The following is a 24852-nucleotide window of genomic DNA, read 5'->3' as shown; positions in this document are numbered from 1 at the left end:
CCTCTCAGCGGAACAGGCCGCGGCGCGCGAACAGGGGCGCGTCACCGCTTTCGAACAATGGCTCGACACCCTCGTGGACGGCTTCGATGTCCCGCACCAGGCGAGGCGATCCCATGATCAGCGGCACCCGCTGATGCGGCATGCGCGCCGACAGTTCGAGAATTCGCGCCCGGCCGCTGCTGGCCGATCCACTTGCCCACTCCATGATCAGGGCGATCGGATGCGCTTCGTAGAGCAGACGAAGGCGTCCTTCCCGGCAGCCGGGCCGAACGTCCGCCGGATAAAGGAAGACGCCGCCGCGCATCAGGATCCGGTAGGCTTCAGCAACCAGCGAGCCGATCCAGCGCATGTTGAAGTCGCGCCCGCGTTCGCCGGTCGAACCGGCTACGCAATCGTCGACATAGGTGCGAACGGCGCTGCTCCAGTGCCGGCGGTTGGAGGCGTTGATGGCGTACTCCGTCGCATCCACCGGCACACCGACACCCTGCCGGATCCGCACGAATTCCCTGCGTTTCCGGTCGAGCCCGTAGACGTCGACGCGACGGTCGATGGCCAGCACAAGCAGCGTCTGCGGACCGTAAATGAAGAATCCGGCGGCGCATTGCGCCGTGCCAGGCTCGAAGAACGTCGAAAGTGCGTCGCAGCCGCGGGGTCGGAGCGAGAAGATCGTGCCGACGGGAATGTTGTTCTCGATATTGGCCGATCCGTCGAGCGGATCGATGGCAACACAGAGCGGCGCGTCATTGGTCAGAGCAACCGGCAGGTCGCCTTCCTCGGACAATACGGCGGCGACGGGCGCATTCCGCAAAGCTGCCAAAAACAGCGCGTCGGCGAACACATCTATCTTGGTCTGCCGGTCACCGTCCGCATTGATGCCCGCGTCGCGACCGGCGACTTGCATCAGCGGTCCGGCCGCGATCACATCGGACAACTCGATGGCGGCGTTGGCGAGTGCGAGGATCACAGCGGTGGTTGCCGCACGATGCACATCGTCGGCCGCATCTCGGTCAAGGCAGGCGTGCAAGGTCGAGCGTAGCTCCACGCGGGTCCTCCCTTGACGGTCGACGCTCTCTTGACGGAGCCGACCGCTCGAAGCGGCGAAAACCCGCCGCGCCGACATCAACACGCGAATTGCCAAATAAGGGAAATTTCAATATCTTTGATCTCACCAAAGTAAAATTTATGGGAGATCCCGATGACAGGCCGCTTTGCGCGGGATCTGACGATCCGCCAGTTGCGCGCGCTCGCCACGGTTCAGGCAACCGGGTCAATCACTTCAGCCGCCAACCGCCTCGCCCTCACCCAACCTGCGGTAACCCTCCAGCTCCGCAACTTGCAGGCGCTGGCCGGCCTGCCGCTGATTCAGCGGACCGGCAATGGAATGGCGCTGACCGACGTCGGTCGAACCGTGCTGGCGCTCGCCGAACGCGTCGAGCTTGCGTTGCTCGACTGCGAGCAGGCGCTCGACATGATCGCCGGCCGCACCGGCGGGCGGGTGTCGATCGGCGCGGTCAGCACGGCGAAATATTTCGTGCCGTTCGTCATCGCGGCATTCTCGCAGCGCTTCCCGAAGATCGATGTTTCGTTGAAGATCGGAAACCGCCAGGATATCCACGCAGCGCTGCGCGGATATGATCTGGACATCGCGATCATGGGGCAGCCGCCCGTCGACCTGGAGGTGGAGATGCGACCGCTCGGCGAGCATCCTCACATCATCGTGGCTCCCGCGAGCCATCCCTTGTCGAAGCGGCGCAGATGCTCAGCGCCGGACTTGAGCAACGAGACCTTCATCAGCCGCGAAAGCGGATCAGGTACGCGCATGTTGATGGAGCGCTTCTTCGAGAAGCACGGGCTGCAGCCCAAGATCGGCCTGGAAGCAGACAGCAACGAGACCATCAAGCAGTCGGTGATTGCCGGCCTCGGTATTGCGTTCATCTCCCAACACACCGTGTCGCACGAACTGGACGAGGGAAGACTCGTTGCCATCAGGCTGGAAGGGCTGCCCGTGATGCGGCACTGGCATGCGATCCGGCGATCCGACAAAGTTCTGCTGCCGGCTGCCCAGGCGATGCTGGAATTTCTTGGATCCGAAGGTTCCAGATATTTGCCGGCAAGGGGCACGCGGCGGCGACAAGTTGCGCCGCGCCATTGAGATCGACCCTGCGTAATCTATGTCGCGACGTCCTTGCCGGAGCATTGTTGGATACAATCTGATTTCAATCGGACAGCTACAGCCCCCTTATCAATCCAGCATCGATCAGCAGCCGGTTGAAACGTCTTGCTTCCGTGCCCTCCTGGCAGCCATGAAAATATCCGCCGCACCTCTGCATGATCGCGCGTTGCGCGGAAAAGCTTGCGTCAAGCGGAACTCCTGCAGCCTGAAGCGCCACCAGCGGTAGATAGGATGCATCGAGACCGTCGATGGCCGGGGTCACGTCAACAGGCGTGAAGTTTACGGCATCGATCGCGTAGTATGTCGTGAGATAGCGCGGATCGGCGCCTTCCGTGCGTTTGGCAGGCGCTGCCATTTTCAATGAAGGGTCGAGCAGTCGCGGCGCAAACTGAGGCTGGTGATCGCCGTAGCGGATGATGAGGAAGGCTTCCGTCGGGAATTCCTTCGCCAATCGCTCCAGCAACTGCCTGTAGTCCTGTGCGGACATCGACTGGCGGCGAATATATTCCTCGACGTCGGGCGGGTTGCCGAGCGCGCGCCAGTCGGGCGTCAGTTCCGGACGCAGCCGCTTGTCCCACGGGAAATGATTGGCGACCGTGTAGACATAGAGGAAGAGCGGGCCGCTGTTGCGCTCGCGGGCGATCAGGTCGATGGCACGGTCGTAGTAGAAAATATCGGGTTCGAAGTCGGCCGTGCCGAGGTCGTGCATGTCAAGGTAATGCGCGATGCCTGCCGTGATCTGGAAGGCGCGCGATCCGATGAAGGAGCCGTAGAACGGATAGAGGCTGAAGGTCTGGTAGCCGCAGTCCGACAGCCTTCGCGGCAATCCGCGATAGACGTGCCCTGCGGCGATCCGCGTGACCGACGTCGCGAAACGGCCGAAGGAACGGACCGAGAGGCCGGTGAGCACGTTGAATTCGGTGAACCAGCTTGGGCCTCCAACGCCCTCCACGCGCAGCTTGCGCGACTTGCCGTCGAACGACTCGAAATGCCTGCTATAGCCGGCCGGCACCTTGACCGCGGATACCGCGGAAAGATCGAAGCTCGATTCGTCATGCAGCAGGATGATGTGCGGCAGCTTCCGCGCCGGACGGCAGGCCGTGACGGCCGCGGCTGCGGGATGCTCGGCCGGGCCCGCAGCGGCGTCGAGATATCCGCGCGTCATCAGTTCATGAACAGCTTCAGCGCCCGTGCGAGCAAATTTGGAGACGTAGCTGCGATCCTCAAAATCTTCGGTCAGGCCGGTCGGCCAGAGCAGCGAGACGGCCACCAGCGCCGTGGCCGATGCCGCGAAGCCGGCGAGGCTCTGGCGCAGGCCGATGCGATGGCGGTCGAGCCGCCAGCCGATAGCGATCGCGACGACGGTCACCGCTGCCGCCAGTGCGATCCACCAGCGCAGCGAGGGGAATATCGCGAGTAGAAAGGCCGTGGTGTCGCGATCGATGATCATCACGTCGACGAAATCGACCGTCATCCAGAGCTTGTCGAACTTGAAGCGGGACAGCAGCGTCAGCGTGAGCAGCAGTTCGAGCGAGATCAGTGCCGCGACGGTCGGCCGGCGTATCAGCGCCAGGCATAGGCAATTCAGCATGATCCAGGCGAGCAGGAAGACAGCCGCGCCGATAACGCTTCGCTCGGTCGTGACCAGAAGGATCAGCCCTGCCGCATGCAGCACAATTGCCGGGGCAAGCGCGGCGAGCCGGGTGCCCCAAATCTTCGTGAAGCCGCCGCCAAGCGTGACGCTTGGTGCAGTGCGAAACATGGTCATCGAGCGCCACCGGCCCCCGGCTTCAATCATTGAATTTTGATCACAAGGTCGCGCGTCATTTGGTCCACTATCGTCTGAATTATGCAACCTTTCTGGCGGGTTGCTATTCCACTTCCGGGTCGTAAATTCTGATCCGGCGGCGGACGCAGACGGACGGAGGGCTCGCATGCGCTTCCTTGCAACGATCGGTGCACTCGCGATCGTGTTCGGCATCGGCTGTGCCGTGTTTTTCTTTGGCGGCTACTACAGCGTCGCGGGGACGGCGGAAGATCCCGCCGCGGTGACCTGGGCCCTGACCAAGGTCAGGACCGCATCCGTCAATCGCCACGCCACCGACAGTCCGCCCGCTTCATTCGGCGACAACACCCTGGTACAGGCCGGCGCCAGGGCCTATGCCAGCAACGGCTGCGCCAACTGCCACGGCGCGCCCGGGGTGATGTGGCTGAAATTTTCGGAAGGACTGCACCCCGATCCGCCTGACCTGAAAAAGGTCGTCGGCGATCTTTCCCCTGCCGAGGTGTTCTGGATCATCAAGAACGGCATCAACATGACGGGCATGCCGAGCTTCGAACTGGCCGGCGTCAAGGACGACGAGATCTGGTCGATCGCGGCCTTCGTCAAGAAGCTGCCCACGGTTTCCGAAGCCGACTACAAGAGCTGGACCGCCGGGGCGGAACCGAAGCAGTAAGACGGCTAGCCTTTCTTGGACCTGCCGCCCTCACCGGCCAGCAGCACGACGCCTCCTGCCATTGCCGCCAGTACGGCCCAGTAGCCATAGCGAAAATCGGACGCCACGCCGACGCCGTAGAAGGTGAGGACATAGACGGCTGCCGAGCCGCAGGCGGCAAACACAAATGCGGCCTCGCGGGGCGCCCTGTTCCTGCCGATACCGCACAGGACGATGCAGGCCAGCAGCCAGAAGCCGGCGCGCAGCAACGGCGTCGGCTTCAGCGCATCAAGCGCCGCACGAAGCGAGCCGAACGCGGCGCGATCCGCAAAGACGTCCTTTCCCGGGTTTTCGATATCAGCCGTCCACATCGCCAGATTATCGCCGGCGAGAAAATTCCACATGAAGGCCGAGCGGTGCTGCAGCCATGCGACGGGGTGATGCAGGATCGCCGCCAGCCACGCTTTTGAGATCGCCGACGTGCCGAACAGGCCTTTTTCGCGCTCGACCTTTCGCATCACGAAATCGCAGGGCTCGAGCCGCCAATAGATATCCCACATCGTCGGCTGGTAGCACTTTTCGAGCAGCATCGCGTTTTCCGCCTCGCTCCACTCGACCGGAAACTGGTTCGCTTTGGCGAAATGGCTGATGCCGCCGAGATCGAAGATCATGACCGTCTGCAGCGGATGCTCGCGCTTCGCACCCAGCATGCCGTAATAGACGAATTGCACGGCGCCGAAGAAGACGAGCACCGCAGGAATATAGAGGATAGTCGCCCTTCGTAGCGACGTGCGCGACAGCCAGATCGTGTAGGCAGCGAGTATCGGCGCCGCCAGCAAGGCGTTCGGCCGCAGCAGGACGCCGAAGACGACCAGCGCCAGCCCGAGTGCCTGCCCCGCCAACCTGATCCATGATTGCCGCTCGTCGACCGCGAACGTGACCGATGCCGCGAGCAGCCAGCACGCTGCGAAAAGGACGTCGCGCCAGATCACACCGGCCAGCGCCAGCGACGGCGGCGTCATGGCCAGCAGCGGCAGCAGCAGCGCGACGTTCCCGCCGCGGGACGCCAGCGTGAGCGAAAGCAGCCCAAACCCCAGCCAATAGGTCGTGGCGATCAGCAGGAACATGCTGCCGGCGCCGGAGATAATCGGATCGATCAGGGCCCACAGCCAGACCATGACCGGCGACTGCCAGTCGCCCATCGTTCCCTTCATGGCGTATTCATGAAGGTACCTGGAATCGAAGGTCATCACGCCGGGATAGAAGATCGCCAGCGTCAGGGCGAAACCGATCGCGAGCAGCATGGCAACGGATGCCATCAGGAGACGCGGGCGCGACGGCGCGCCCTCAGGCTGCCACGGCATAGATGTCACCCGAGTTTGCGGCTTGCGGCAGCGCGCTGAGCCAGCGCGCGATTTCCTTCGCGCCGACCCATTCGCCGACCATCGCCTGGCTTTCCCCGAGCGCGGCGTTGAACCGGACATAGCCCATCGCGGCGCATTGCTCGATGCAGGCCATCGCTATGTCCGGCTGGATGGTGGTGAATTCGAACGACAGCGCGCGCACCGCCTGCGACAGGCCGGACAGCGCTTCCGCCTCAAACCCTTCCACGTCGATCTTGATGAACGTGGGAACGCCGTGCCTTGCAATCAGCGCATCCAGCGTCGTGACCTCGACCTCGGCGAACTCGCTCCAGCGCTGGGTCTCCCATCCCGGCGCGCCCTCCGCGGCCGCAACGAACGCCGACGAGACCGACGATACCGTCGGATTGTCGGAGTTGATCAGCATCCGCGCCTTGCCCGGCTGTCCCCCAACCGCGACCGGTTCGATCGTCACCAGCCGGTCGCGGCCATAGAGCAGCCGCAGCGCGCGCAGCATCGCCCGCTGCGGTTCGACCGCGACGACGCGGGCGCCCAGCCGGCGAAAAGAGGCAACGCGGTCGCCGACATGCGCGCCGACATCGAGCACCAGGTCTCCGGATCGAACAAAATTTCCATGGAGGCGGTCCATCGCCGCGGCGCGCTGGCGGTCTCCATAATAGATGCGCAGGGACCTGAGCGTGGCGCGCGCTGTCCGGATCGAGCGAAGCATCGGCTAGACCGAGTTCGTCAGGGGCGGCCGGCCTTCCGGAGTAATCGCGGGCAACGCAAGCTCGAGCAGATCCTCCGGCGTTGCTGTCTCTTCCGGCAGCCGGCCGATCCCGATCCGCGCGGCGATACTGCCGAGCACGGGCCAGGCCGTCACCACCGCGAAAGGCGCAGCAAAGGCAGGCCCGCCGGCCAGCAACAGAACAGAAGGCAGCGCCCATGGCTGGCTGAACATCACCAGGGCGAGCGAAAGCCAACCGACAAGGGTCTGCGGCCAGAGATCGCGCATCGCAAGGCCGAAAGGCACCACGTGGTCGTCGCGGACCTGCCCCATCCAGTGGATGTCGCGATTGAAGAGCCGGCCGAACAGGAAGATCGTGTGGCTGATCCAGAGGATCGGACACAGCACGATCGAATACACCGTTTCGATCGCGAAGTTGACGGTGAAGCGGCCAGCGCCGCCGAAGGCGCGGCGCTCCTTCGGCGCCAGCAGCACATCGAGCGCACCCGCGATCTTCGGCGAGAACCACATCAAGAGCACCCACGCGATCAGCGCGCTTCCGAAATCGCCGCGCATGATGTTGGCGGGGTCGTCGCAGAGAACGAGCGCGGCGGTCGCAAGGCCCAGCAGGCCGACCCAGGCCGGCGAACCGATGAACATCAGGATGGCGAGAACCAGCTGATAGCGGCTGACCGGCGTCAAATTCGGCAGCGTGACGAGCCGCCAGTACTGCATGTTGCCCTGGCACCAGCGCAGGTCGCGGCGCATGAATTCCAGCAGCGTCGGCGGATTGTCCTCCCAGCCGAGATCCTCCCGCGGCACCACGCGAACGTGATAACCGGCGGCGCGCATCAGCGCTGCCTCGATCTGGTCGTGACTGAGGATATGCCGTTCTTTCCCGTCGTTATCAGTCAGCAAGGGAAGCTGGCAGTGCTCGATGAACGGCTTGAGACGCAGGATCGCATTGTGGCCCCAATAGGGACCGCAATCGCCCTGCCACCATGCGCTGCCGATCGTGTAGGAGCGCATGCCCAGACGCATGCCGAACTGGAAGATGCGGGCGAACAGGCTGGTCGACGGCAGCCCCACGATCAGCCCCTGCAGGATGCCGAGCTTCGGATCGACCTGCATGATGCGGACGAGCCGAATGATCGCGTCTGCCGGCATGAAGCTGTCGGCATCGAGCGTGACGGCGAATTCGTGACGGCTTCCCCAACGCTCGCAGAAATCCCTGATATTGCCGGCCTTGAAGCCGCTGTTCTCGGTGCGCCGGCGGTAACTGATCGCGATCCGGTCACGCCATGTTGCGATCAGCCCGGAGAACAACGCCTCTTCCCCGACGGCAAGCTCGGCATCATTGGTGTCGCTGAGGATATAGAGATGGAAGCGCTCTCCATATCCGGAAGCACTGAGGCCTTCGAGCATCGGCTCGAGGTTGCGGATGGTACGCTCCGGCAGCTCGTTGCGAACGCAAAGCAGGATCGCCGTCGACGCCGTCACGGGATCATCATCGCGGATAAGCCCGACAGCCGGCAGCACCGCGGCGACCGGATCGGCGGAACAGCGCATGATGACGAAGCCGATCAGGGCATTGCAGAAGCCGGCGACCATCCAGGGCAGCGTGAACGCAAACAGGACAAGCGCTACGATATCGGCGAAGCCAAGGCCCCCGGGCGACAGCGCCAGCGCGGCAAGAACCAGCGATCCGGCCATGGTCACGGCAAACAGGACGGCAAACGCCGCCCACCTCGCGAACATGATCTTTCCGACGGCGTCAGTCTCGTTCATTTTCGGAGCAGGTGCGGCTGGCGGGACAGGTTACGGCTTCTCATTCAGCACCGGCTGGTGCAGATTACCCTTATAACACGACAGACCGTCGGTAATTCCAGCCCGAGATTGAAGGAAATGGCCGCCAGCGCGAGCGCCGATACTGCCTTTTCCCTTTGGTATTGCGGAGCAGGTAAGGCCGAAATCCGGCAGGAGGCTCTGGCTCCGCCTGAAGGTGACGAACTGCGCGTGAAAACGCTCTTTAGCGCCATCAGCCGCGGCACCGAATCGCTGGTCTTCGCTGGAAAAGTCCCCGAGAGCGAATTCGGCAGGATGCGCGCGCCGTTCATGGCCGGCGATTTCCCCTTCCCTGTCAAATATGGCTATGCCGCTGTCGGGCTGGTGGAGAACGGCGGCGGGCCCCTGCGCGGCAGGCATGTCTTCGCGCTCCACCCGCATCAGACCGCATTCAACATCCCCGCAGCCTCTGTGGTCGTGCTGCCTGAGGAGGTACCGCCTCGTCGCGCCGTGCTGGCGGCCAATATGGAGACGGCGCTCAACGGTGTCTGGGACGCTGCACCGGGTCCGGCCGATCGCATCGCGATCGTGGGGGGCGGCGTCGTCGGCTCCCTCGTTGCCTATCTCAGCGGGCGGTTGCCCGGCGCCGAGGTTACCCTCGTCGACATCAATCCGGCCCGGGCGGAATTAGCCGCCGCGCTCGGTGTTGATTTTGCAGAACCTGCGAGAGCAGCGCGGGATTGCGATCTCGTGGTGCATGCCAGCGGCTCGCCCGACGGGCTGGGCACTGCGCTGGAACTGGCCGGAGATGAAGCGACCGTGCTTGAGATGAGCTGGTATGGCGATCGGCCGGTGACCGCGCTTCTCGGTGGTGCCTTTCACAGCCGTCGGCTGCGGTTGATATCGAGCCAGGTCGGAAGCGTCGCCCCGTCGCACCGTCCGCGCTGGAATTACAATCGCCGTCTCTCTGCTGCCCTTGGCTTGCTCGCCGATTCCTGTCTGGACGCATTGCTTGCGCCGGCGGTTGCCTTCGGCGATGTACCGAAACGCCTGCCGGAGATCCTTGCGCCTGAAAGCGCCACGCTCTGTCAACCCATCGCCTATCCCTAAGGAGTTGCCTTGTTCACCGTCGAAGTTCGAGACCACATCATGATCGCGCATTCCTTCCGGGGCCCGGTTTTCGGGCCTGCGCAGGCCCTGCACGGAGCAACTTTTGTCATCGATGCCGCCTTCATCGCCGATGAGCTCGACGCCAATGGAATCGTCATCGACATCGGCCGCGCGCACGATGCGCTGAAGGCGATGCTCGGCCCCCTGAACTATCGCAATCTCGACGACATCCCCGAATTCAAGGGCCAGAACACCACCACGGAGTTCCTGTCCAAGCATATCTACGACGGCCTCGCCAGGGCCGCCCGTGCCGGAGAACTCGGTCGCCCCGGACGCGAGCTCAAGGCGTTGCGGATCACGCTCTCCGAATCGCATGTCGCGCGTGCGTCCTATGAGGCGCCCTTGTGGTGAAGCGCGTCGTCTTCGCGGTGCCGGGAAGTCTCGACACGCCGACAGGCGGCTACGCTTACGACCGGCGGATCATCGCCGAGCTCCGGCATCTGGGCTGGGAAGTCGACTATCTCGACATCGGCGAGGGATTTCCCGCGCCTGACGAGGCGACCCGCGCGGCTGCGCGAGCGCTCTTGGCTGCGATACCGGCAGGCCGGCCGATCGTGCTGGATGGTCTGGCGCTCGGCGTGCTGCCTGACATTGCCGCCGAGCTCGCGAGCCGACATCCGCTGGTCGCGCTGGTGCATCATCCGCTGGCGCTCGAATCCGGATTGACGACCGAGCGCGCCGACGCTCTTCGCCGCAGCGAACGGGCTGCCCTTGCCGAAGTGCGCGAAGTCGTCGTGACGAGCCCCGCGACGGCGAAACTTGTCGCCTCCGATTATGGCGTGCCGGCCGAGCGCATTACGGTTGCAAGACCTGGAAACGATCCTGTGCCGCTGTCGGCGCGAGAGCCAAACGACATTCCTCATCTCCTGTCGGTCGGCTCGGTGGTGCCGCGCAAGGGGTTCGATATCCTCGTCTCCGCCCTTGCGATGCTCGCTGACATCCCGTGGCGGCTGACCATCGTCGGCGACCTCACGCGGGATCCGAGCGAAGCCGCCAAACTCCAGGACCTCATCTCGCGACACCGGCTCACTGGCCACATCGAAACGACTGGCGCCGTCGCTCATTCCCACCTCGCCACGCTCTATGGCAAGGCCGACCTGTTCGTTCTCGCCTCGCGCTTCGAAGGGTACGGCATGGCCTACGCCGAGGCATTATCGCACGGCCTGCCCGTGATCGGGACGACGGCCGGAGCAATACCGGATACGATTCCACAAGGCGCTGGATTGCTGGTGGCACCCGACGATATCGCCGCGCTTGCGGCAGCCCTGCGTAGAGTCATCGTCGACACCGACGAGCGCCGCCGACTTTCCGCAGCGGCATTGGCGGCCGCGCGGACGCTGCCGACCTGGCAGGACTCCGCGGCCATCTTTGCCGCCACGCTGGAGAGGCTGGCATGAGCGGCTTCTCCGTCGAATGGCTGACTTTGCGGGAAAGCTACGACCAGCGTGCCCGCAATCCCCAAGTGCTCGCCGCTGTAATCTCGCTGCTGAAATCGAAGAGCGAGGTACGCCTCGTCGACCTCGCCTGCGGCGCGGGGTCCACGCTGCGAACGCTCGGCCCGCATTTGCCGGCACGGCAGCACTGGGACCTCGTCGACAACGACCCTCGCCTGCTCGACGCCGCTTACAGTGGAAATGCTTCAGAGAACGCCCGCCTGAACGCCGTTCAGCTTGACCTCAACAAGGAGTTCGAAGCCGCGCTGGAGCAGCCGAGCGATCTCGTGACGATCTCGGCGCTGCTCGATCTCGTCTCCGAGCCTTGGCTCGAACGTTTCGCTCGCCATGCAGCGGCGCGCGCGTTGCCGGTCTATGCGAGCCTCACCTATGACGGACGGATCGAGCTTTCGCCGTCAGACCCGGCCGATGCAGTTGTTACGGGTGCCGTGAATGCCCATCAGCTTACCGACAAGGGTTTTGGGCCGGCACTGGGCCCTTCGGGCGCGGTTGTCGCGATTTCCCGGTTTGAGGCGCTCGGATATTCGGTGCTGCAGGGCGAATCCGATTGGGTGATCGGGGCAGCCGATCGGGAGATCCAGATCGAATTGCTTGATGGATGGGCCAGCGCCGCGCGCGAAATGGCATCCCTGCCGAGCCGGGAGATCGATGATTGGCTGGCGAGGCGGAAGGCGGTGGTAGACCGCCGCGCTTCAACCATGCGCGTGGGTCACGTCGACTTCCTGGCCATGCCGAGCACGATGCGCTGACCCGACAGGTCGCAATCGAACAGCACATCGTCCTCGATCTGGTGCACGCGGGTCGGCATCCGGTGAGCCTGGTCCGCACGCTCGAGCGGCGGCAGGTCGATGCCCGGTCCTCCGGCACCCAGCATGACGGGTGCGACCGTTACATGGAGGCGGTCGAGACACCGGGCCGCGATGAAGCGCGACAGCGTGTCCGCCCCGCCCTCGATCAGCATGCGGCGCATTCCCGCCCGCCTCAGCGCCGAAGCGATATCGCACGGCGCAATGTTGCCGTCCTGCGAAGGCAGGGTGATGATCTCCACGCCGGCAGGCGCCGTCACCGGCGTGCCTTCCGTGGTGATCAGCAGGCGGCGAGCGCCATCCTCGGCGAACAATTTCGCGGCGGGGCCGAGACGTCCCTTCGGATCGATCACGGCTCGCGCGGGTTGAGGTCCCGGAACCTGTCGGACTGTCAGTTGCGGATTATCGGCAATCGCCGTTCCCACGCCGACCACGACGATGTCGACGAGCGAACGCAGGCGGTGCAGATGCTCGATGCCCGCGGGACAGTTGATGTACTTCGAATGGCCGGTCGCCGTCGCCACCCGGCCATCGAGCGACTGGCCGAGTTGTCCGACCATAACGAGGTCGTCGACCGTCCCGTTCCGCAACGGGCCAAACAAATCCGCCCAGCCTTGCGGCATGGGTTGCTGTCCCCTACGAAAGAGGTCGACGAAGCTCTCCCATTCGTCGGGAGGCGCGAGTTTTCGGGTGGGGAAATTGCCTAGCTGCACGGAGCAAATCAAATTGAGGGGTTCGCCTGATATCAATGCTACTATCGGCCACTCGATCCCAAAAATCCATCTGATTTCTAGCGGAATGATCGGGGCTTTTTGGTGTTTCACGAACGCGTCTAGAAAATCAAGGTCCCCCGAATGAGCGCCGCGCCAATGCCAGCCGTTTCAGCCATATTCGGCAGCCGAGAGCATCTGGAAGTAAGCCGTGCCTTGGGCGAACTGCAGGCGCGAAGGCCCGTTCGTGTTCGCGCGCCCGGCGAAGACCTGATTGCTCTTCCGGTCGAAGAACTCGACGATCAGAGACTGCGCGAATTCTCGATGTTGTGTAGTCCTGAGACAGTGAAGTTGATCGTCACCCAGCAGCGGGCGCGGGCCATTGGTATCGAGACCGCGACGCCGATGGCGCTGTCGCTTGCCCCTACCCTTGATGCGAGCGGCGTTGTCGTGCTTGCTGCGGGCAACAAGAGCCGTTTCACCGCGGAAGCCGAGGCTGCGAGCTATGCCGCGACGGCGGCCATCCGGCTCATCAAGCTGGTTCGCGGCTTGCCGGCGATCCTCGCAGCACCCGCGAGGACAATCGACAGTGACGTCATCCAGTCAATTTCCGCCATCGACGCTGACGCTGTTCACCGGTTTGTCGCGGACGCAACGGGCAGGCTGGCCGTAGCCAGCGAGGCGACTGTTCCGCTGGCGTCGGGAACGTCAGCGCGATTTGTCGTGTTTCGGGACGTGCTCGGCGTGGACCAGGTGGCAATCATCGTCGGCAAGCCCGACGAATCCAAGGCCGTGCCGGTTCGGCTTCACTCGGCATGCCTGACCGGAGACGTGTTCGGCTCCCGCCGCTGCGATTGCGGCGACCAGCTTCAACTGGCGCTTGCCCGCCTGGAAAGCCTCGGCGGCGGCGTCATCTTGTACCTCGCGCAGGAAGGGCGCGGCATCGGCCTGGCGAACAAGATGCGTGCCTACCGCCTGCAGGATGGCGGCCTCGATACGCGCGATGCCAACACCACGCTGGGCTTCGAGGATGACGAACGGGATTATGGCATTGCCGCGTCCATGTTGCGGACCCTCAACTACCCACGGATCGTGCTGCTCACCAACAATCCGGCCAAGCTCGATGGGTTGACGCAGGCCGGCATCGAGATCACGGCTCGCGTCCCGCTCGAGGCTCCCGTCACGCCTCACAACAAGCGTTACCTGACGACGAAGGCGGTACGCTCCGGACATAAGCTTGTCACACTCAAGGCATCGTCCAAGGAGACGTCCTGACGCAATGCTCTTCCGATCGGGCTGCATCGTCACCGATACAGACAGTCGCTGAGACGCCGGGTATGGCGCTGCGTCGACAGGACGACTCGCTTCGGCGCATGATCATCGTAGCCGGCCTGTGCTGGTCCCTTGCATTCGTTGTCATCGCGCTCTCCAGTCAGCTTGAACTCTATGGCGATGGGGCGATGTTTTCCTACGCCGTCGCAGTCCGGGATGTCTGGGCATTCCACTGGCATAACATTTCGGGCCGCACCTCCGTTTATCTGCTGACACTCTTGCCGGCCGAAACCGTCGTCGCCATCACGGGCAATCCCTGGGCCGGCATCGTCGCCTATGGATTTCTGTTTTACCTCGCTCCACTGGCTGGCCTGGCGGCGACCTACGCGGCCGATCGCTCGCCCGGCCGCGTAATCTTCCTCTACGCATGCGGCTCGACGGCCCTGCTCTGCCCGCTGATCTTCGGCTTCCCCACCGAAATGTGGCTCGCCCACGCGATATTCTGGCCCACGCTGGCGCTCAGTCACTACGCGAGATCGACCATTACTGGGGCAATATCGGTATTCGCAGCATGGCTCCTACTCGCTTTCGCCCACGAAGGGGCCTTCGTCCTGCTGCTCGCCGTACTTGCAACGCTGGCGCCACGCGGCTTGCGGAGCATGCCATTCCGGCGCGGGGTCGCCATTCTGTTCGTGATTGCCATCCTGGCCGTCACCTCGAAGATCCTTTTCCCGCCGGACGAATACTATGCGGACGCCTTCATGCGGGCGGCCCTGCATTTCTTCGATCCCGCCATCTTCAGGGTGGAAATCGTTTTCGAGTTGCTGGCGGCCATCATTGTCTATGCCGCACTGCTGGGGCCGATCTCCGTCTGGCTTCCGAAGCGGGCTTGCATCCTTGCGCTGTCGGTATTGCTCGCCTTGCTCTGCATTTACTGGCTTCGCTTCGACCATTCGGTGCATGCCAATAGCCGCTACTATATGCGGACTGCCCTGGTCATAGCCACCCCTCTGCTCGGCATCATGGCTGCCTTGGCCGCCATCACCCGGGAAGGACTGGTCGCGAATCCGCTGGCCAGGTTTCGGCAAGGCCTCATCTCGACGCCGCGCAGGATGTGCGCGCTCGCCTCGATCCTGATTGCCGTGACCTTGATCCACGTCGTCGAGACCGCGAAATTCGTCACGGCCTGGTCTCGCTACCGGGACGCGATCGCCACCCTCGCCATGAGCCAGGACTCCGATCCGGCGCTTGGCGATCCCCGCTTTGTCTCGTCAAGGCGGGGGCCGCCGGATCTTGCCCCGCTGGAATGGTTCTCGACCATTCCATATCTGTCGGCGATCCTCTCGAACTTCCGGCCGAACAGGCTGGTCATCGATCCGACCGGCAATTACTTCTGGCTATCCTGTGCCACCGCAACGCACAGCACGGAACGGCAGCTTGTCGTTCCCTCGCACACCCGGGAATTGATCCGGACCTATTCATGCCTGCATCGGCCGGCACAAACTCGTCGGAAGTAAAACCTTGAAACTGATCATCTTCGATTTCGACGGCACGCTGGTGGACAGCCGCCCATTGATCCTTGAGAGCCACCGGATCGTATTTTCCGAGTTTGGACTGCCCGTTCCCTCGCCGGCCCACAGCCTGTCGCTGGTTGGTAAATCACTCGATGTCATCTTGGCTGAACTCGCCGGCCCGGCCGCTCCCATTCCCGATATGGTCAGAGCCTATGACCTCCTCTTGCCAACATTGAGGGCCGATCCAGCCTTTGCCGAACGACCGTTCGACGGCGTCGACGACCTTCTCCATGAATTGAGCCGAACTACTGACATCGTGATGGCGATCGCGACCGGGCACCGGTCAGACACCATCGCGCCAGCCCTGCAGACGCTGCGATGGGCTGATTTCTTTCGAACCATTCAGGCGGCAGACACGGCGCCCTCCAAGCCGCATCCCGCGATGCTTCTTCAGGCGCTCGCCGCGACCGGCATGCAGGCGAAAGATGCGATTTTCATTGGCGACACCACCTTCGATATGCAGATGGCCGAGGCTGCACAACTGAGGTCAATAGGCGTCGGTTGGGGACACCACGGCGCCGAGCGCCTGACGGCGGCTGGCGCACGTCAGGTGACGAGGACCGTGGATGATCTGAGAACTGCCATTCGCGATACCCTCAGCGGATAGTCCATTTCCCGTCATTTCCTCCGCAATGGATGTCGCGTCATCGGAATCAAGCCCGATGGCGGCGGTAGATCACCCGACGAGGTAACCCACTGAATCACGCGCAGAGCCAATTCGTCCTGTTCGACCTTGCGCAGGAGGTCGTCTCTTTCAGGACCAGCGGGAAGGCGCCCCGCCTTCTCGCGACTTGCCTTGATCTGATCGCTCAGGCGATCGGCTTGAGATGCCTTGCTCACGGTCGACTGCGTCCCGGTTGGCCGGATATACGCAATGTACGAACAGCGGGCCGGGACGGTTTCTGGAAGCCGCAAACTTTATTGGGCCAATGGACTCTCCTCCCACCGGCCTATGGCCATCAAAGGCGCATGTCCCCTATGGACCGAAAGTTCTGAACGGCGCAGCCCGAGCGGACCGATTGGGAACGCGCGGCTTCATTCCTCGATGATCTGTCCGCCGTCGTAGCCGCAGGCGATGCGTCCGAGCGCGGCACGGAATTGTTCGCTTTCGGCCATCGCAGCAAGCATCGCCCGGTCATCGGGCTTTTCAAGCTGGCGAGCCCGCCCAAGGATGGATGCAATGAGGTTTGCATCAAGGTAAGGCAGGCTCGCCCAGAAGCCGCGCGCCAGATCTCGCGCCAGCGCGTGATCGGGATGCTGCTCATTCTCGGGCGCACGACCGATCTCATACATGTGACGAACCGCGTGCCACGGAGCTCGCTCGGTCGGGAATCGCCCGATGATGTCAGGGTGCTCTTCCGCTACATAAAAGCGGTTGAGCGTGTCGAACAGCACGAAGCGATATCCCTGGGCAAGCAGAAACGGTTCCCAATCCTGCCATGATGGCTCCGACGTCATCGGCGCGACCGCTTCTGCGACAATAACCTTGGGCCGAAAGCGCTCCCAATCGCCGCCGAACAGCACGTCGACCTCGGCACCTTCGACATCGATTTTCAGGAAATCGATTGCGCCGAGATCATGAGTTTCGCAAAGCCTCGCGAGCGTCATCATTGGCGTGCGAATGGTCTGATAGTCGACACCAAACGCTTGCGCCGCTTGCGCAACCCCTTCCATCGTCGTCGAAAGCCCGTGCAGACGGTCGACGACATGAAAGTCCGTTTCGCCCGACTCTCGTCCGATCAGGCCGGAAACCACGATGTCACGGGGACGCAGCTGAGGATAAAGCACCGCAAGTTTGGCCTGCGGCTCGACGACTACGCCGCGCCAGCCGCGTTCATAGAACCAAAAAGACACATTGTCGGCGATCGGGTGCCCGGCGCCGATATCGACATAGGTCCCGGTCGCCTGTCCCGCAAACGCGAGCGAAAGATGATAGTCCTCGAGATTCTGTGAGTAGGATAGCTCCATCCGCGCTTCCTCCCGGCCGCCGCGACACGCCACCCGTTCTGGAGTGCAATGGGAGAGTTACCTAATTCGCCTGGTGCATCAAGGCGGCAAGCAAATGAACACAGCCGGTGCCCTGGTGATCGGCACGACTCCTAAGCTGTAAACGGCTGCCAGCGTATCTTCGCGCCGCGTTCGATGGATACCATTTCCGGCGCGATGACGACGAATCCTCCGGCGCGGCTGAGCTGATACAGTTTCCCGGAATTGGCATCCGGCAACAGTTCGATCAGCGGCAAGCCGCTCTCGACGCCCGAGAGAGTAGCGGGCAGATAGGTCGTGCGGCCGGGCCGGCCTTTCCAGTCGAAATTCGCGATCGCCGTGCACTCACGATCGCCCGCAGGCCTGATCCCGGCGCAAACTTCCAAAATGCGATCGACAATCACCTTGAACGTCGTGAACAGCGCGCCCGGATTGCCGGGAAGTCCGATGTAGGTCGAATCGGCCAATTTGCCGAGAACGAGCGGTTTGCCCGGCTTGATGGCGACCTTGCGAACCCACAGCTTTCCACCGCAGCGCTGGAACGCCTCCACCACGTGGTCCTCGTCGCCGACGGATATGCCGCCGGCGCTGACGATCACGTCGGCACGCGCGGCTGCCGACTGGAAGATAGCCCGCAATTTGGACGGCTGGTCCACGCAGCTTCCGAGGTCGACGATCTCGATCCACGGCCTGCCGAGCAGGCTGCGCAGGATGAAGCGGTTTGCGTCATAGATCTCGCCGGGCCGGATGCTTTCGCCGAGCTGCCGAAGTTCGGAGCCGGTAGTAAACATCGTCACGCGAAGCTTGCGGAAGACGCGAACGCCGGGATAGCCGCAGGCGGCGGCAACGCCCGCCTGCAACGGCCCCATCGCCGTGCCGGCTTCGATCAGGCTGTCGCCTTCGCTGACGTCCTCACCTCGCCGCCTGATATTGTCGGCCGGTCGCAGTGCACGAGAGAGAATGATGCTGTCGCCTTCGCGACGTACGTCTTCCTGAGCGACGACAGCATCAGCGCCGGCGGGAATCGGCGCGCCCGTCAGGATACGAACGGCGCATCCGCTCTGCAGCGCGGGACTTCCGATCGTTGGGCCGGCTGCGATGCTGCCAGTCACCTTCAGCAAGGTCGGAATACCGGCAGACAGGCTTGACGTGTCGAGCGCATATCCGTCCATCGCGCTATAATCGAAACGTGGCAGCGGTGCATCCGCCCTTATCGTCTGGGCGAGAATCCGGCCGGTTACGTCGCACAGGTCCACCCGTTCCGTTTCCACGATGGGTCGCGCGCGAGCCAGGCCGATGGCGAGCGCCCGCTCGACTGAAACGAGGTCTTCCATTGAAGGGGCGACGCGATCGTCGATCCGTGGTGCTTGTAGCTGCGCCGGCATTTTGCCTCCACGCTGTCTCGCAGGCTCTTGGCTGGTCTCTAGCAGGACGCCGGCTCCGGACTTTGTGCTATCGCAACCGGAAACGTTCTGTTGAGCCAATCCATGGTCTCGGACGGATCGCTGGAGAACTCGGCCGACAGACCGCCGGAAAAATTGCGCCATGCCTCCAGGTTACGGATCGGGACCCCGATCACGACGGGAATACCGCGATCGATCGCGATGGCAATCAGATCGAGCAGCCCGCGGCCTTCGGCTTCCACCTTGCCGAACTTGTTCAGGATCAGCAATTCCGGAGCGGCATCGAGCGAACGCGCCACCTGCGCGTTGACCTCGGCGAGCGCCGCCACGTCAAGCCGGCATCCTCCCGCGCCCGGGCCACGGTCTTCGAACAGATCGGTCCGCCGGCCGGTCGTGAGTTCTTCCAGCGCCACGTCGCAGTGACCTGCCGCATCCGAGCAAACCGGGTGCTGCAGCACGCCGGCTGCCCGAAGCCCGCGCCCGCGGCAATGCTCCACGATGGCTTCGAAGGTTGATTGCGGATAGGCCTCGTTGGCGTACACGATCGCCACCAGGGCCTGCCCAGGCCGCAGGCTTGCGCTATGCGGCGGGACGGAATGCGGCGCATACATCTGAATTCACCTCTATTCGTCGCGCCCCGATCAGATCGAGGCAGTAGGGAATTGCCGGAAAGACCGCGTTCAGGCAGACATCGATCGCCGAGGGACGTCCCGGCAGGTTGACGATCAGGCATTTGCCGCGGATTCCGGCGGTCTGCCGCGAGAGAATCGCGGTCGGCACCTGTTCGAGGCTGATGCGGCGCATCAGCTCGCCAAAGCCTTCCAGTTCGCGCGCGATCACCATCCGCGTTGCTTCCGGCGTCAGGTCACGCGGCGCCGGACCGGTGCCACCGGTGGTCAGGATCAGGTCGCATCCCTCGTCATCGGCCATCCCGGTCAGGGCCTGCGCCACGCTTTCGGTGCCGTCAGGGACGAGCCTGACAACCGCGGTCCAATTCGAGCGCACCACCCGGCCAAGAAAATCATGGATGGCCTTGCCGCTGATATCCTCATATTCGCCGCGGCTGGCGCGGTCGGATATCGTCAGCACGCCAATGCGCGCCTGCAGATCGTCCGGCACCTTAACCCTCCTCCAGAATCTGCGGTTCCAGCATCGACAGCCTCCCGAATGCTTCCTCGGCGTGGCGGCGGACCATTGTGATCGGTTCGCGAAGGCCCGCGTAGTCGTTTTCGCGGGCGAGGCCCTCCGCGTCGTCGAGCGATGATAGCTTCAGACCGAGATCGCGCAGCAGCCCGTCGCCCAGGCCATAGATCCAGCCGTGGACCATGACGGATTGCTGACGCTGCCAGGCACTGCGCAAGATCGGTGTGGCCGCGATCCGCCGCAGCTGAAGCTCGACGTTCAATTCGCAGACGCGGTCCATCCTGGCTGCATCGTTGGGAAGTCGCGCCAGCTCCGGCGCGCAGCGCCGGCACATCTCCCGCACCGGCGCCAGCCAGTGATCGACCAGACCGCCGCCCCCCGGTGGCTCGAATGCCCTGCGGATGCCGCCGCAGCCATAATGGCCGCACACGATGACGTGCTTCACCTGCAGCGTGTCGACCGCGAATTCCAGCACCGACAGCAGGTTCATGTCACCGGTATGAACGACGTTGCCGACATTGCGGTGCACGAACACCTCGCCGGGATCGAGCCCCACGATGTCGTTGGCGGGAACGCGGCTGTCGGAACAGCCGAGCCAGAGATAGCGCGGCGCCTGCTGCTCGGCGAGACGGCGAAAGTAATCGGGGTCGCTACGGGTCTTGCCCGTCGCCCAGGCCACATTGCGGTCGAACAACTCGTCGATCATTCAATGTCACGATCTGGAGCCGGTGGTGGCGAAAATCACAGCAGCGAGACTCACGCGCAACTTCCCCCTCCACCGCAGGTGCAGCCGGCATGGGCCGGCGGCTCGGGCGCCTCGTCCTTCTTTAGCGACCAGTTGACCATGTAGACGAGGCAACCGGTTCCGGGATCGTCGGTACGCTCGACGACATTCATCAGCCCGAGCCAGTCCTCGCTGCCGGCAAGATTGGCAAAGCGCCTGACCGCGCCGGACGCATATTCGCCGACGGTCTCCTGATATCGATTGGCCGCGTCGCCGACGCGCGCGAACAGCACGATGTCGTCACAGGCGAGCAGCGCCTCGCTGGCAGCGGCGTCCTCGCTGAAACTGCGGATGATGTCGCCGAGTTGCATCTTCAACCCCTATTGCAAGAGCGGCGACGCCGTGGCGGCGAGCGCAATGCCCGTTATCTCGGCCCGGCCGGCCAGCACCGAGACATACTGCGCCAGGGCGCGATGCTGGACGCTGGTCGTGAGATAGTCCGCGATACGGTCGCGCGCGAGTTCGAACGGAAGCAGTTGCCCAGGCGCGTGCTGATCGAGCCGGATGACATGGAAGCCGTAGCGCGTCTCCACAATGGCGAATTCGCCCGGCCGCATCCGCTGCAAGGCTGCCTCGAACTCGGCGACCGTCTGGCCGCGCGTCAACTGACCGAGCCGCCCCCCCTCCTGCGCCGAGGTCTTGCACGCCGATTGGCTGCGGGCGAATTCGGCAAACAGCGCCGGATCTGCGCTGACCGCGGCCAGAATATTCTCGGCTGTCCGGCGAGCCGCGCCGCGGGCCACGACATCGTCGGGATGCGCGGCGATCAGGATATGCGCCGCCTCGTACAGGTCGCCCGAACGGAAGCGCTGGCGGTTCTGCTCGTAAAACCTGAGGCAGGCCGCGTCGTCCGGCTCGGGGGTCGCGACCTCGCGCTCGATCAGCGCCCGCATCGCCGCTTCCTCGTCGGTCTCGGAACGCCCTTCGGCATCGCGGAGCGGCTCTGCTTCAATGCCGAGCCGCGCCGATTCCTGCAGCAGGAGTTCACGCACCACCAGCGCCTGGGCCGCGGCCTGCCATGCCGTGATCGGCTTTTCAGCCGGATGGTTCTGCACCTCGCGGGCAATCACCTCGCGCGGGATGACCTTGCCGTTGACGCTGATGGTCCTGGGCTTCGGCAGCGTACTGGTCAGCGAGCAATCCATGATCTACTCCGCCGGTTGAATGGGCGTGAGCGAGCCATCGCGGCTTCGCACCACCTGATAGCCCCGCCGGCCGAGATACCACACCGGCGCGCTCCAGATGTGGACCAGCCGCGTGAACGGAAAGACGAGGAACAGCGTCATGCCGAGCACGAGGTGGGCCTTGAAGATCGGATGCACGTCGAGAATATCGGCGGCGACGCCCGGCTGCAGCGTCAGGATGCCCTGCGCCCAGTTCATGAACTTCACCATTTCATGGCCATCGAGATGGCCCATCGACACCGGGATGGTTGCAAGTCCCAGCAGCAGTTGCGCGAACAGCAACAGCAGGATCGCGGTGTCGCCGAACGAGGAATTGGCGCGTATGCGCGGATCGAACAGGCGGCGGTGCGTCAGCAGCGCGATGCCGACCAGGCACATCAGGCCCGCGGTTCCGCCGGCGACGATCGCCAGCATCTGCTTGAAGCCATGCGAAACGCCGAGCATGTCGAACACCCGGATCGGCGTCAGCAAGCCGACGAAATGGCCGAGGAAGATGAAGAGAATGCCAACATGAAACAGGTTGGAGCCCCAGACCAGTTGCCGCCGCCGCAGCAACTGGCTGGATCCGGTCCGCCACGTATATTGCTCGCGGTCGAACCGCACCAGGCTGCCAAACAGGAATACGGTCAGGCACAGATAGGGATACCAGCCGAAGACGATTGAATTGAGCGTTTGCATGGCTGTCTCCTCACTGCGGGCGCGGCGCCGGATCGACGGCGCGCCTGGCATGACGAAGTTTTGCGATCAGGCCCTCATGGCCGCAGGCGCTCTGTCCCTGACTGCCCGGACCGAACCGCACCTCCTCCTCTTCCCAGGCAGCATCGAGCGCTTCGAGATCCATCGGATCGGGGTCGGCGCCTTTCAACAGCTCTTCGACGATCTCGCGCGACGGAGCCGCCGCCGCGACGGCGACGAGCGCGTCGAACACCGCCTTGTAGTTCGATTTCCGTCGTTCGAGCCGTTCGGCGAGCGCCGCGAAGATATGAGCGGTCTGGCCCAGAAGTTCGCGCGCCTCAGCGAGCGTCCGGGTCGAGAGAAACTCGAGAAACAGCGGCGCGTAATCGGGCAATTCGTTCGCCGCGATGAACAGGTCGGCCTTCTCGTACATCGCCTTGAGATCGACCATCGCCTGGCCGCGGTCGCGGCTTTCGCCATGGACGTGCTCGAACAGATGCAGCGCCAGCGTCTTGCTGCGGTCGAACAGCAGGCCATAGCGTTCCTGGAGATCGTAGAGTTCGCCGACCGCGATTTCCTCGACCAGGAGGTCGAGCGCCCCGCGGCAGGCCGCGGGCACCACCTTCTCGGCATCGAGAATCGCCAGGAAATCGGGCGCCGCATCGATCAATCCCTGGCTCGGATAGCTCAGCAGCGCCGACAGCACCTTGAACGTCTTCATCACGCGATCTCCATCGGGTTCTTGGCCTTGCGCGGCGAACCGAACAAATTGGTCTCGCTTTCGCCGCCGGAGCAGCCATTGCCGAAGGTGAAGCCGCAGGAGCCGCGCAGGTCGTACGCGTCGGCGCCGAGTTCGCGGTGCGCTGTCGGAATGACGAACCGGTCCTCGTAATTGGCGATCGCCATGACCTGGTACATCTCGTCGATCTGCGCGGGCTTGAGGCCGACCCGCCGGGCTATCACCTCGTCGACCACTCCGTCGATGGTCTTGGCCCGCATGTAGGCGCGCATCGCCAGCATGCGTTCCAGCGCCAGCGTCACCGGCTTCTCGTCGCCCGCGGTGAGCAGGTTGGCGAGATATTTCATCGGGATGCGCAGCGACTTGACGTCCGGCATTTCACCGTCGAGCCCGATCTTGCCGGCGGATGCGGCGGAGGTGATCGGCGACAGCGGCGGCACGTACCAAACCATCGGCAGCGTGCGGTATTCCGGATGAAGCGGGAACGCCACCTTCCACTCCATCGCCATCTTCCAGATTGGCGAAGCCTTGGCGGATTCGAGCCATGCATGCGGAATGCCCTGGCGCTCTGCCTCCGCAATCACCTTGGGATCATTTGGATCAAGGAAGACATCGAGTTGCGCCTGATAGAGATCACGCTCGTCAGGCTTGCTCGCGGCTTCCGCGATCCGATCGGCATCGTAGAGCACCACGCCGAGATAGCGAATGCGCCCGACGCATGTCTCCGAGCACACCGTCGGCTGGCCGGCCTCGATGCGCGGATAGCAGAAGATGCATTTCTCGGATTTGCCCGAAGACCAGTTGTAATAGATTTTCTTGTAGGGGCAGCCGGAGACGCACATGCGCCAGCCGCGGCACTTGTCCTGGTCGATCAGAACGATGCCATCCTCCTCGCGCTTGTAGATCGCGCCCGACGGGCAGGCCGCGACACAGGCCGGATTGAGGCAGTGCTCGCACAGCCGCGGCAGATACATCATGAAGGTATTTTCGAACTGCCCGTAGATATCCTTCTGCACGCCCTCGAAATTATAGTCCTGGGAGCGCTTGGCGAATTCGCCGCCAAGAATTTCTTCCCAGTTCGGCCCCCATTCGATCTTCTCGATCCGTTCGCCCGACACCAGCGAGCGCGGCCGCGCAGTCGGCATCGCCGGCATTTCCTTGGCCTGCTGCAGATGCGCGTAGTCGAAGGTGAACGGCTCGTAGTAATCGTCGATTTCAGGCAGGTCAGGGTTGGCGAAGATGTTCGCCAGCACCCGCCACTTGCCGCCGATGCGCGGCTCGATCTTGCCGCTGCGCTTGCGTTTCCAGCCACCCTTCCAGCGCGCCTGGTTTTCCCAATCCTTGGGATAGCCGATGCCGGGCTTGGTCTCGACATTGTTGAACCACGCGTATTCCATGCCTTCGCGGCTGGTCCACACGTTCTTGCAGGTGACGCTGCAGGTGTGACACCCGATGCACTTGTCGAGGTTCA

At 63.5% G+C, this 24852-nt stretch carries 26 protein-coding genes; 9 read left to right on the top strand and 17 right to left on the bottom strand.

The genetic code is table 11. From position 1 onward, the window contains the following. Positions 1-4: 4 nt before the first annotated feature. Entirely contained in the window at positions 5-1138 is a 1134-nt protein-coding gene (locus tag V7E26_RS08300; protein WP_324414962.1) for a class 1 fructose-bisphosphatase, read from the bottom strand. A gap of 57 nt (positions 1139-1195) precedes the next feature. Between V7E26_RS08300 and V7E26_RS08295 the strand changes: the two genes are divergently transcribed. Continuing rightward, positions 1196-2152 carry a LysR family transcriptional regulator gene (locus tag V7E26_RS08295; protein ID WP_324414961.1) on the top strand — a complete coding sequence of 319 codons (957 nt, stop codon included), beginning with the start codon at positions 1196-1198 and terminating at the stop codon, positions 2150-2152. A 76-nt stretch (positions 2153-2228) separates the two neighbouring features. On the opposite strand, the gene V7E26_RS08290 is transcribed toward V7E26_RS08295, so the two are convergent. Then, entirely contained in the window at positions 2229-3941 is a 1713-nt protein-coding gene (locus tag V7E26_RS08290; protein WP_324414960.1) for a sulfatase-like hydrolase/transferase, read from the bottom strand. Positions 3942-4107: 166 nt separating this feature from the next. Between V7E26_RS08290 and V7E26_RS08285 the strand changes: the two genes are divergently transcribed. After that, complete coding sequence (locus V7E26_RS08285) at positions 4108-4629, top strand: c-type cytochrome (RefSeq protein WP_324414959.1); 522 nt, start codon at positions 4108-4110, stop codon at positions 4627-4629. Between the two features lie 5 nt (positions 4630-4634). Here V7E26_RS08285 and V7E26_RS08280 read toward each other — a convergent pair whose 3' ends face one another. From V7E26_RS08280 to mdoH, 3 genes are all read right to left on the bottom strand, one after another. Further along, complete coding sequence (locus V7E26_RS08280) at positions 4635-5972, bottom strand: hypothetical protein (RefSeq protein ID WP_324414958.1); 1338 nt, start codon at positions 5970-5972, stop codon at positions 4635-4637. Beyond that, positions 5956-6576 (bottom strand): FkbM family methyltransferase, encoded by a 621-nt coding sequence (locus V7E26_RS08275; RefSeq protein WP_324414957.1) that lies wholly within the window; start codon positions 6574-6576, stop codon positions 5956-5958. Before V7E26_RS08275 ends, V7E26_RS08280 begins: the two co-directional genes overlap by 17 nt. A 126-nt stretch (positions 6577-6702) precedes the next feature. Continuing rightward, complete coding sequence (mdoH, locus tag V7E26_RS08270) at positions 6703-8484, bottom strand: glucans biosynthesis glucosyltransferase MdoH (protein ID WP_324414956.1); 1782 nt, start codon at positions 8482-8484, stop codon at positions 6703-6705. 57 nt (positions 8485-8541) lie between these two features. Here mdoH and V7E26_RS08265 point away from each other — a divergent pair, with 57 nt between their 5' ends. Genes V7E26_RS08265 through V7E26_RS08250 form a run of 4 tightly spaced genes read left to right on the top strand, consistent with a single transcriptional unit; the run spans position 8542 to position 11854 of the window. After that, positions 8542-9591: a zinc-dependent alcohol dehydrogenase gene (locus V7E26_RS08265; protein WP_324414955.1), complete on the top strand. Its 1050-nt coding sequence runs from the start codon at positions 8542-8544 to the stop codon at positions 9589-9591. A gap of 9 nt (positions 9592-9600) precedes the next feature. Further along, positions 9601-10002 (top strand): 6-pyruvoyl trahydropterin synthase family protein, encoded by a 402-nt coding sequence (locus V7E26_RS08260; protein WP_324414954.1) that lies wholly within the window; start codon positions 9601-9603, stop codon positions 10000-10002. Beyond that, positions 9999-11048 (top strand): glycosyltransferase family 4 protein, encoded by a 1050-nt coding sequence (locus V7E26_RS08255; RefSeq protein ID WP_324414953.1) that lies wholly within the window; start codon positions 9999-10001, stop codon positions 11046-11048. The genes V7E26_RS08260 and V7E26_RS08255 overlap by 4 nt, the downstream gene beginning before the upstream one ends. Beyond that, positions 11045-11854 (top strand): class I SAM-dependent methyltransferase, encoded by an 810-nt coding sequence (locus V7E26_RS08250; protein WP_324414952.1) that lies wholly within the window; start codon positions 11045-11047, stop codon positions 11852-11854. Before V7E26_RS08255 ends, V7E26_RS08250 begins: the two co-directional genes overlap by 4 nt. Here V7E26_RS08250 and V7E26_RS08245 read toward each other — a convergent pair. Continuing rightward, positions 11815-12534: a RibD family protein gene (locus tag V7E26_RS08245; protein WP_324414951.1), complete on the bottom strand. Its 720-nt coding sequence runs from the start codon at positions 12532-12534 to the stop codon at positions 11815-11817. The genes V7E26_RS08250 and V7E26_RS08245 overlap by 40 nt on opposite strands. 303 nt (positions 12535-12837) lie before the next feature. Here V7E26_RS08245 and V7E26_RS08240 point away from each other — a divergent pair, with 303 nt between their 5' ends. The 3 genes from V7E26_RS08240 (at position 12838) to V7E26_RS08230 (ending at position 16074) form a co-directional block, all read left to right on the top strand. Then, complete coding sequence (locus tag V7E26_RS08240; RefSeq protein WP_324414950.1) at positions 12838-13896, top strand: GTP cyclohydrolase II; 1059 nt, start codon at positions 12838-12840, stop codon at positions 13894-13896. Between the two features lie 98 nt (positions 13897-13994). Next, a complete protein-coding gene (locus V7E26_RS08235) occupies positions 13995-15410 on the top strand; it encodes a hypothetical protein (protein ID WP_324414949.1) in 1416 nt (471 codons plus the stop codon). Positions 15411-15414: 4 nt separating this feature from the next. Then, a complete protein-coding gene (locus V7E26_RS08230) occupies positions 15415-16074 on the top strand; it encodes an HAD family hydrolase (protein WP_324414948.1) in 660 nt (219 codons plus the stop codon). 11 nt (positions 16075-16085) lie between these two features. Here V7E26_RS08230 and V7E26_RS08225 read toward each other — a convergent pair whose 3' ends face one another. The 11 genes from V7E26_RS08225 to narH all read right to left on the bottom strand — a co-directional run. Beyond that, the gene (locus V7E26_RS08225) at positions 16086-16307 is read right to left on the bottom strand and encodes a hypothetical protein (RefSeq protein ID WP_324414947.1); all 222 of its coding nucleotides are present in this window, start codon (positions 16305-16307) and stop codon (positions 16086-16088) included. Positions 16308-16502: 195 nt separating this feature from the next. Continuing rightward, on the bottom strand, positions 16503-17435 hold the full coding sequence (locus V7E26_RS08220) for an FkbM family methyltransferase (protein WP_324414946.1): 933 nt from the start codon (positions 17433-17435) through the stop codon (positions 16503-16505). Positions 17436-17566: 131 nt separating this feature from the next. Then, positions 17567-18838: a molybdopterin molybdotransferase MoeA gene (locus tag V7E26_RS08215; RefSeq protein WP_442893366.1), complete on the bottom strand. Its 1272-nt coding sequence runs from the start codon at positions 18836-18838 to the stop codon at positions 17567-17569. A 38-nt stretch (positions 18839-18876) separates the two neighbouring features. Then, positions 18877-19407 (bottom strand): DUF2478 domain-containing protein, encoded by a 531-nt coding sequence (locus tag V7E26_RS08210; protein ID WP_324414945.1) that lies wholly within the window; start codon positions 19405-19407, stop codon positions 18877-18879. Positions 19408-19435: 28 nt separating this feature from the next. After that, positions 19436-19975, bottom strand: coding sequence for a molybdopterin adenylyltransferase (gene mog / locus V7E26_RS08205; protein WP_324414944.1), 540 nt, complete (start codon positions 19973-19975; stop codon positions 19436-19438). Between the two features lies 1 nt (position 19976). Next, on the bottom strand, positions 19977-20705 hold the full coding sequence (locus V7E26_RS08200; RefSeq protein ID WP_324414943.1) for a carbonic anhydrase: 729 nt from the start codon (positions 20703-20705) through the stop codon (positions 19977-19979). A 50-nt stretch (positions 20706-20755) separates the two neighbouring features. Next, positions 20756-21094, bottom strand: a complete 339-nt coding sequence (locus V7E26_RS08195) for a hypothetical protein (protein ID WP_324414942.1) — start codon at positions 21092-21094, stop codon at positions 20756-20758. Between the two features lie 9 nt (positions 21095-21103). Beyond that, entirely contained in the window at positions 21104-21928 is an 825-nt protein-coding gene (locus V7E26_RS08190) for a peptidylprolyl isomerase (RefSeq protein ID WP_324414941.1), read from the bottom strand. 3 nt (positions 21929-21931) lie between these two features. Then, positions 21932-22645 carry a respiratory nitrate reductase subunit gamma gene (gene narI / locus V7E26_RS08185; protein ID WP_324414940.1) on the bottom strand — a complete coding sequence of 238 codons (714 nt, stop codon included), beginning with the start codon at positions 22643-22645 and terminating at the stop codon, positions 21932-21934. A gap of 10 nt (positions 22646-22655) precedes the next feature. Then, positions 22656-23363, bottom strand: coding sequence for a nitrate reductase molybdenum cofactor assembly chaperone (gene narJ, locus V7E26_RS08180; RefSeq protein ID WP_324414939.1), 708 nt, complete (start codon positions 23361-23363; stop codon positions 22656-22658). Further along, positions 23363-24852 (bottom strand): nitrate reductase subunit beta (narH, locus tag V7E26_RS08175; RefSeq protein ID WP_324414938.1); only part of this gene is annotated, 1490 nt, incomplete at its 5' end. The genes narJ and narH, both read right to left, overlap by 1 nt.

It is taken from the genome of Bradyrhizobium sp. (genome assembly GCF_036735945.1).
Taxonomy (GTDB): domain Bacteria; phylum Pseudomonadota; class Alphaproteobacteria; order Rhizobiales; family Xanthobacteraceae; genus Bradyrhizobium.
The sequence above is the reverse complement of the archived record's forward strand: the minus strand, read 5'-3'. Positions and strand labels throughout refer to the sequence as shown.

Bases quoted from the DNA above. Each gene is read 5' to 3' on its own strand.
- V7E26_RS08190 (WP_324414941.1), bottom strand. From the start codon at position 21,928: ATGGATTGCTCGCTGACCAGTACGCTGCCGAAGCCCAGGACCATCAGC.
- mdoH (WP_324414956.1), bottom strand. From the start codon at position 8,484: ATGAACGAGACTGACGCCGTCGGAAAGATCATGTTCGCGAGGTGGGCG.
- V7E26_RS08280 (WP_324414958.1), bottom strand. From the start codon at position 5,972: ATGCCGTGGCAGCCTGAGGGCGCGCCGTCGCGCCCGCGTCTCCTGATG.
- V7E26_RS08290 (WP_324414960.1), bottom strand. From the start codon at position 3,941: ATGACCATGTTTCGCACTGCACCAAGCGTCACGCTTGGCGGCGGCTTC.
- V7E26_RS08195 (WP_324414942.1), bottom strand. From the start codon at position 21,094: ATGCAACTCGGCGACATCATCCGCAGTTTCAGCGAGGACGCCGCTGCC.
- V7E26_RS08245 (WP_324414951.1), bottom strand. From the start codon at position 12,534: ATGCCGCAAGGCTGGGCGGATTTGTTTGGCCCGTTGCGGAACGGGACG.
- V7E26_RS08235 (WP_324414949.1), top strand. From the start codon at position 13,995: ATGATCATCGTAGCCGGCCTGTGCTGGTCCCTTGCATTCGTTGTCATC.
- V7E26_RS08250 (WP_324414952.1), top strand. From the start codon at position 11,045: ATGAGCGGCTTCTCCGTCGAATGGCTGACTTTGCGGGAAAGCTACGAC.
- V7E26_RS08215 (WP_442893366.1), bottom strand. From the start codon at position 18,838: ATGCCGGCGCAGCTACAAGCACCACGGATCGACGATCGCGTCGCCCCT.
- narJ (WP_324414939.1), bottom strand. From the start codon at position 23,363: ATGAAGACGTTCAAGGTGCTGTCGGCGCTGCTGAGCTATCCGAGCCAG.
- V7E26_RS08200 (WP_324414943.1), bottom strand. From the start codon at position 20,705: ATGATCGACGAGTTGTTCGACCGCAATGTGGCCTGGGCGACGGGCAAG.
- V7E26_RS08220 (WP_324414946.1), bottom strand. From the start codon at position 17,435: ATGGAGCTATCCTACTCACAGAATCTCGAGGACTATCATCTTTCGCTC.
- V7E26_RS08295 (WP_324414961.1), top strand. From the start codon at position 1,196: ATGACAGGCCGCTTTGCGCGGGATCTGACGATCCGCCAGTTGCGCGCG.
- narI (WP_324414940.1), bottom strand. From the start codon at position 22,645: ATGCAAACGCTCAATTCAATCGTCTTCGGCTGGTATCCCTATCTGTGC.
- V7E26_RS08285 (WP_324414959.1), top strand. From the start codon at position 4,108: ATGCGCTTCCTTGCAACGATCGGTGCACTCGCGATCGTGTTCGGCATC.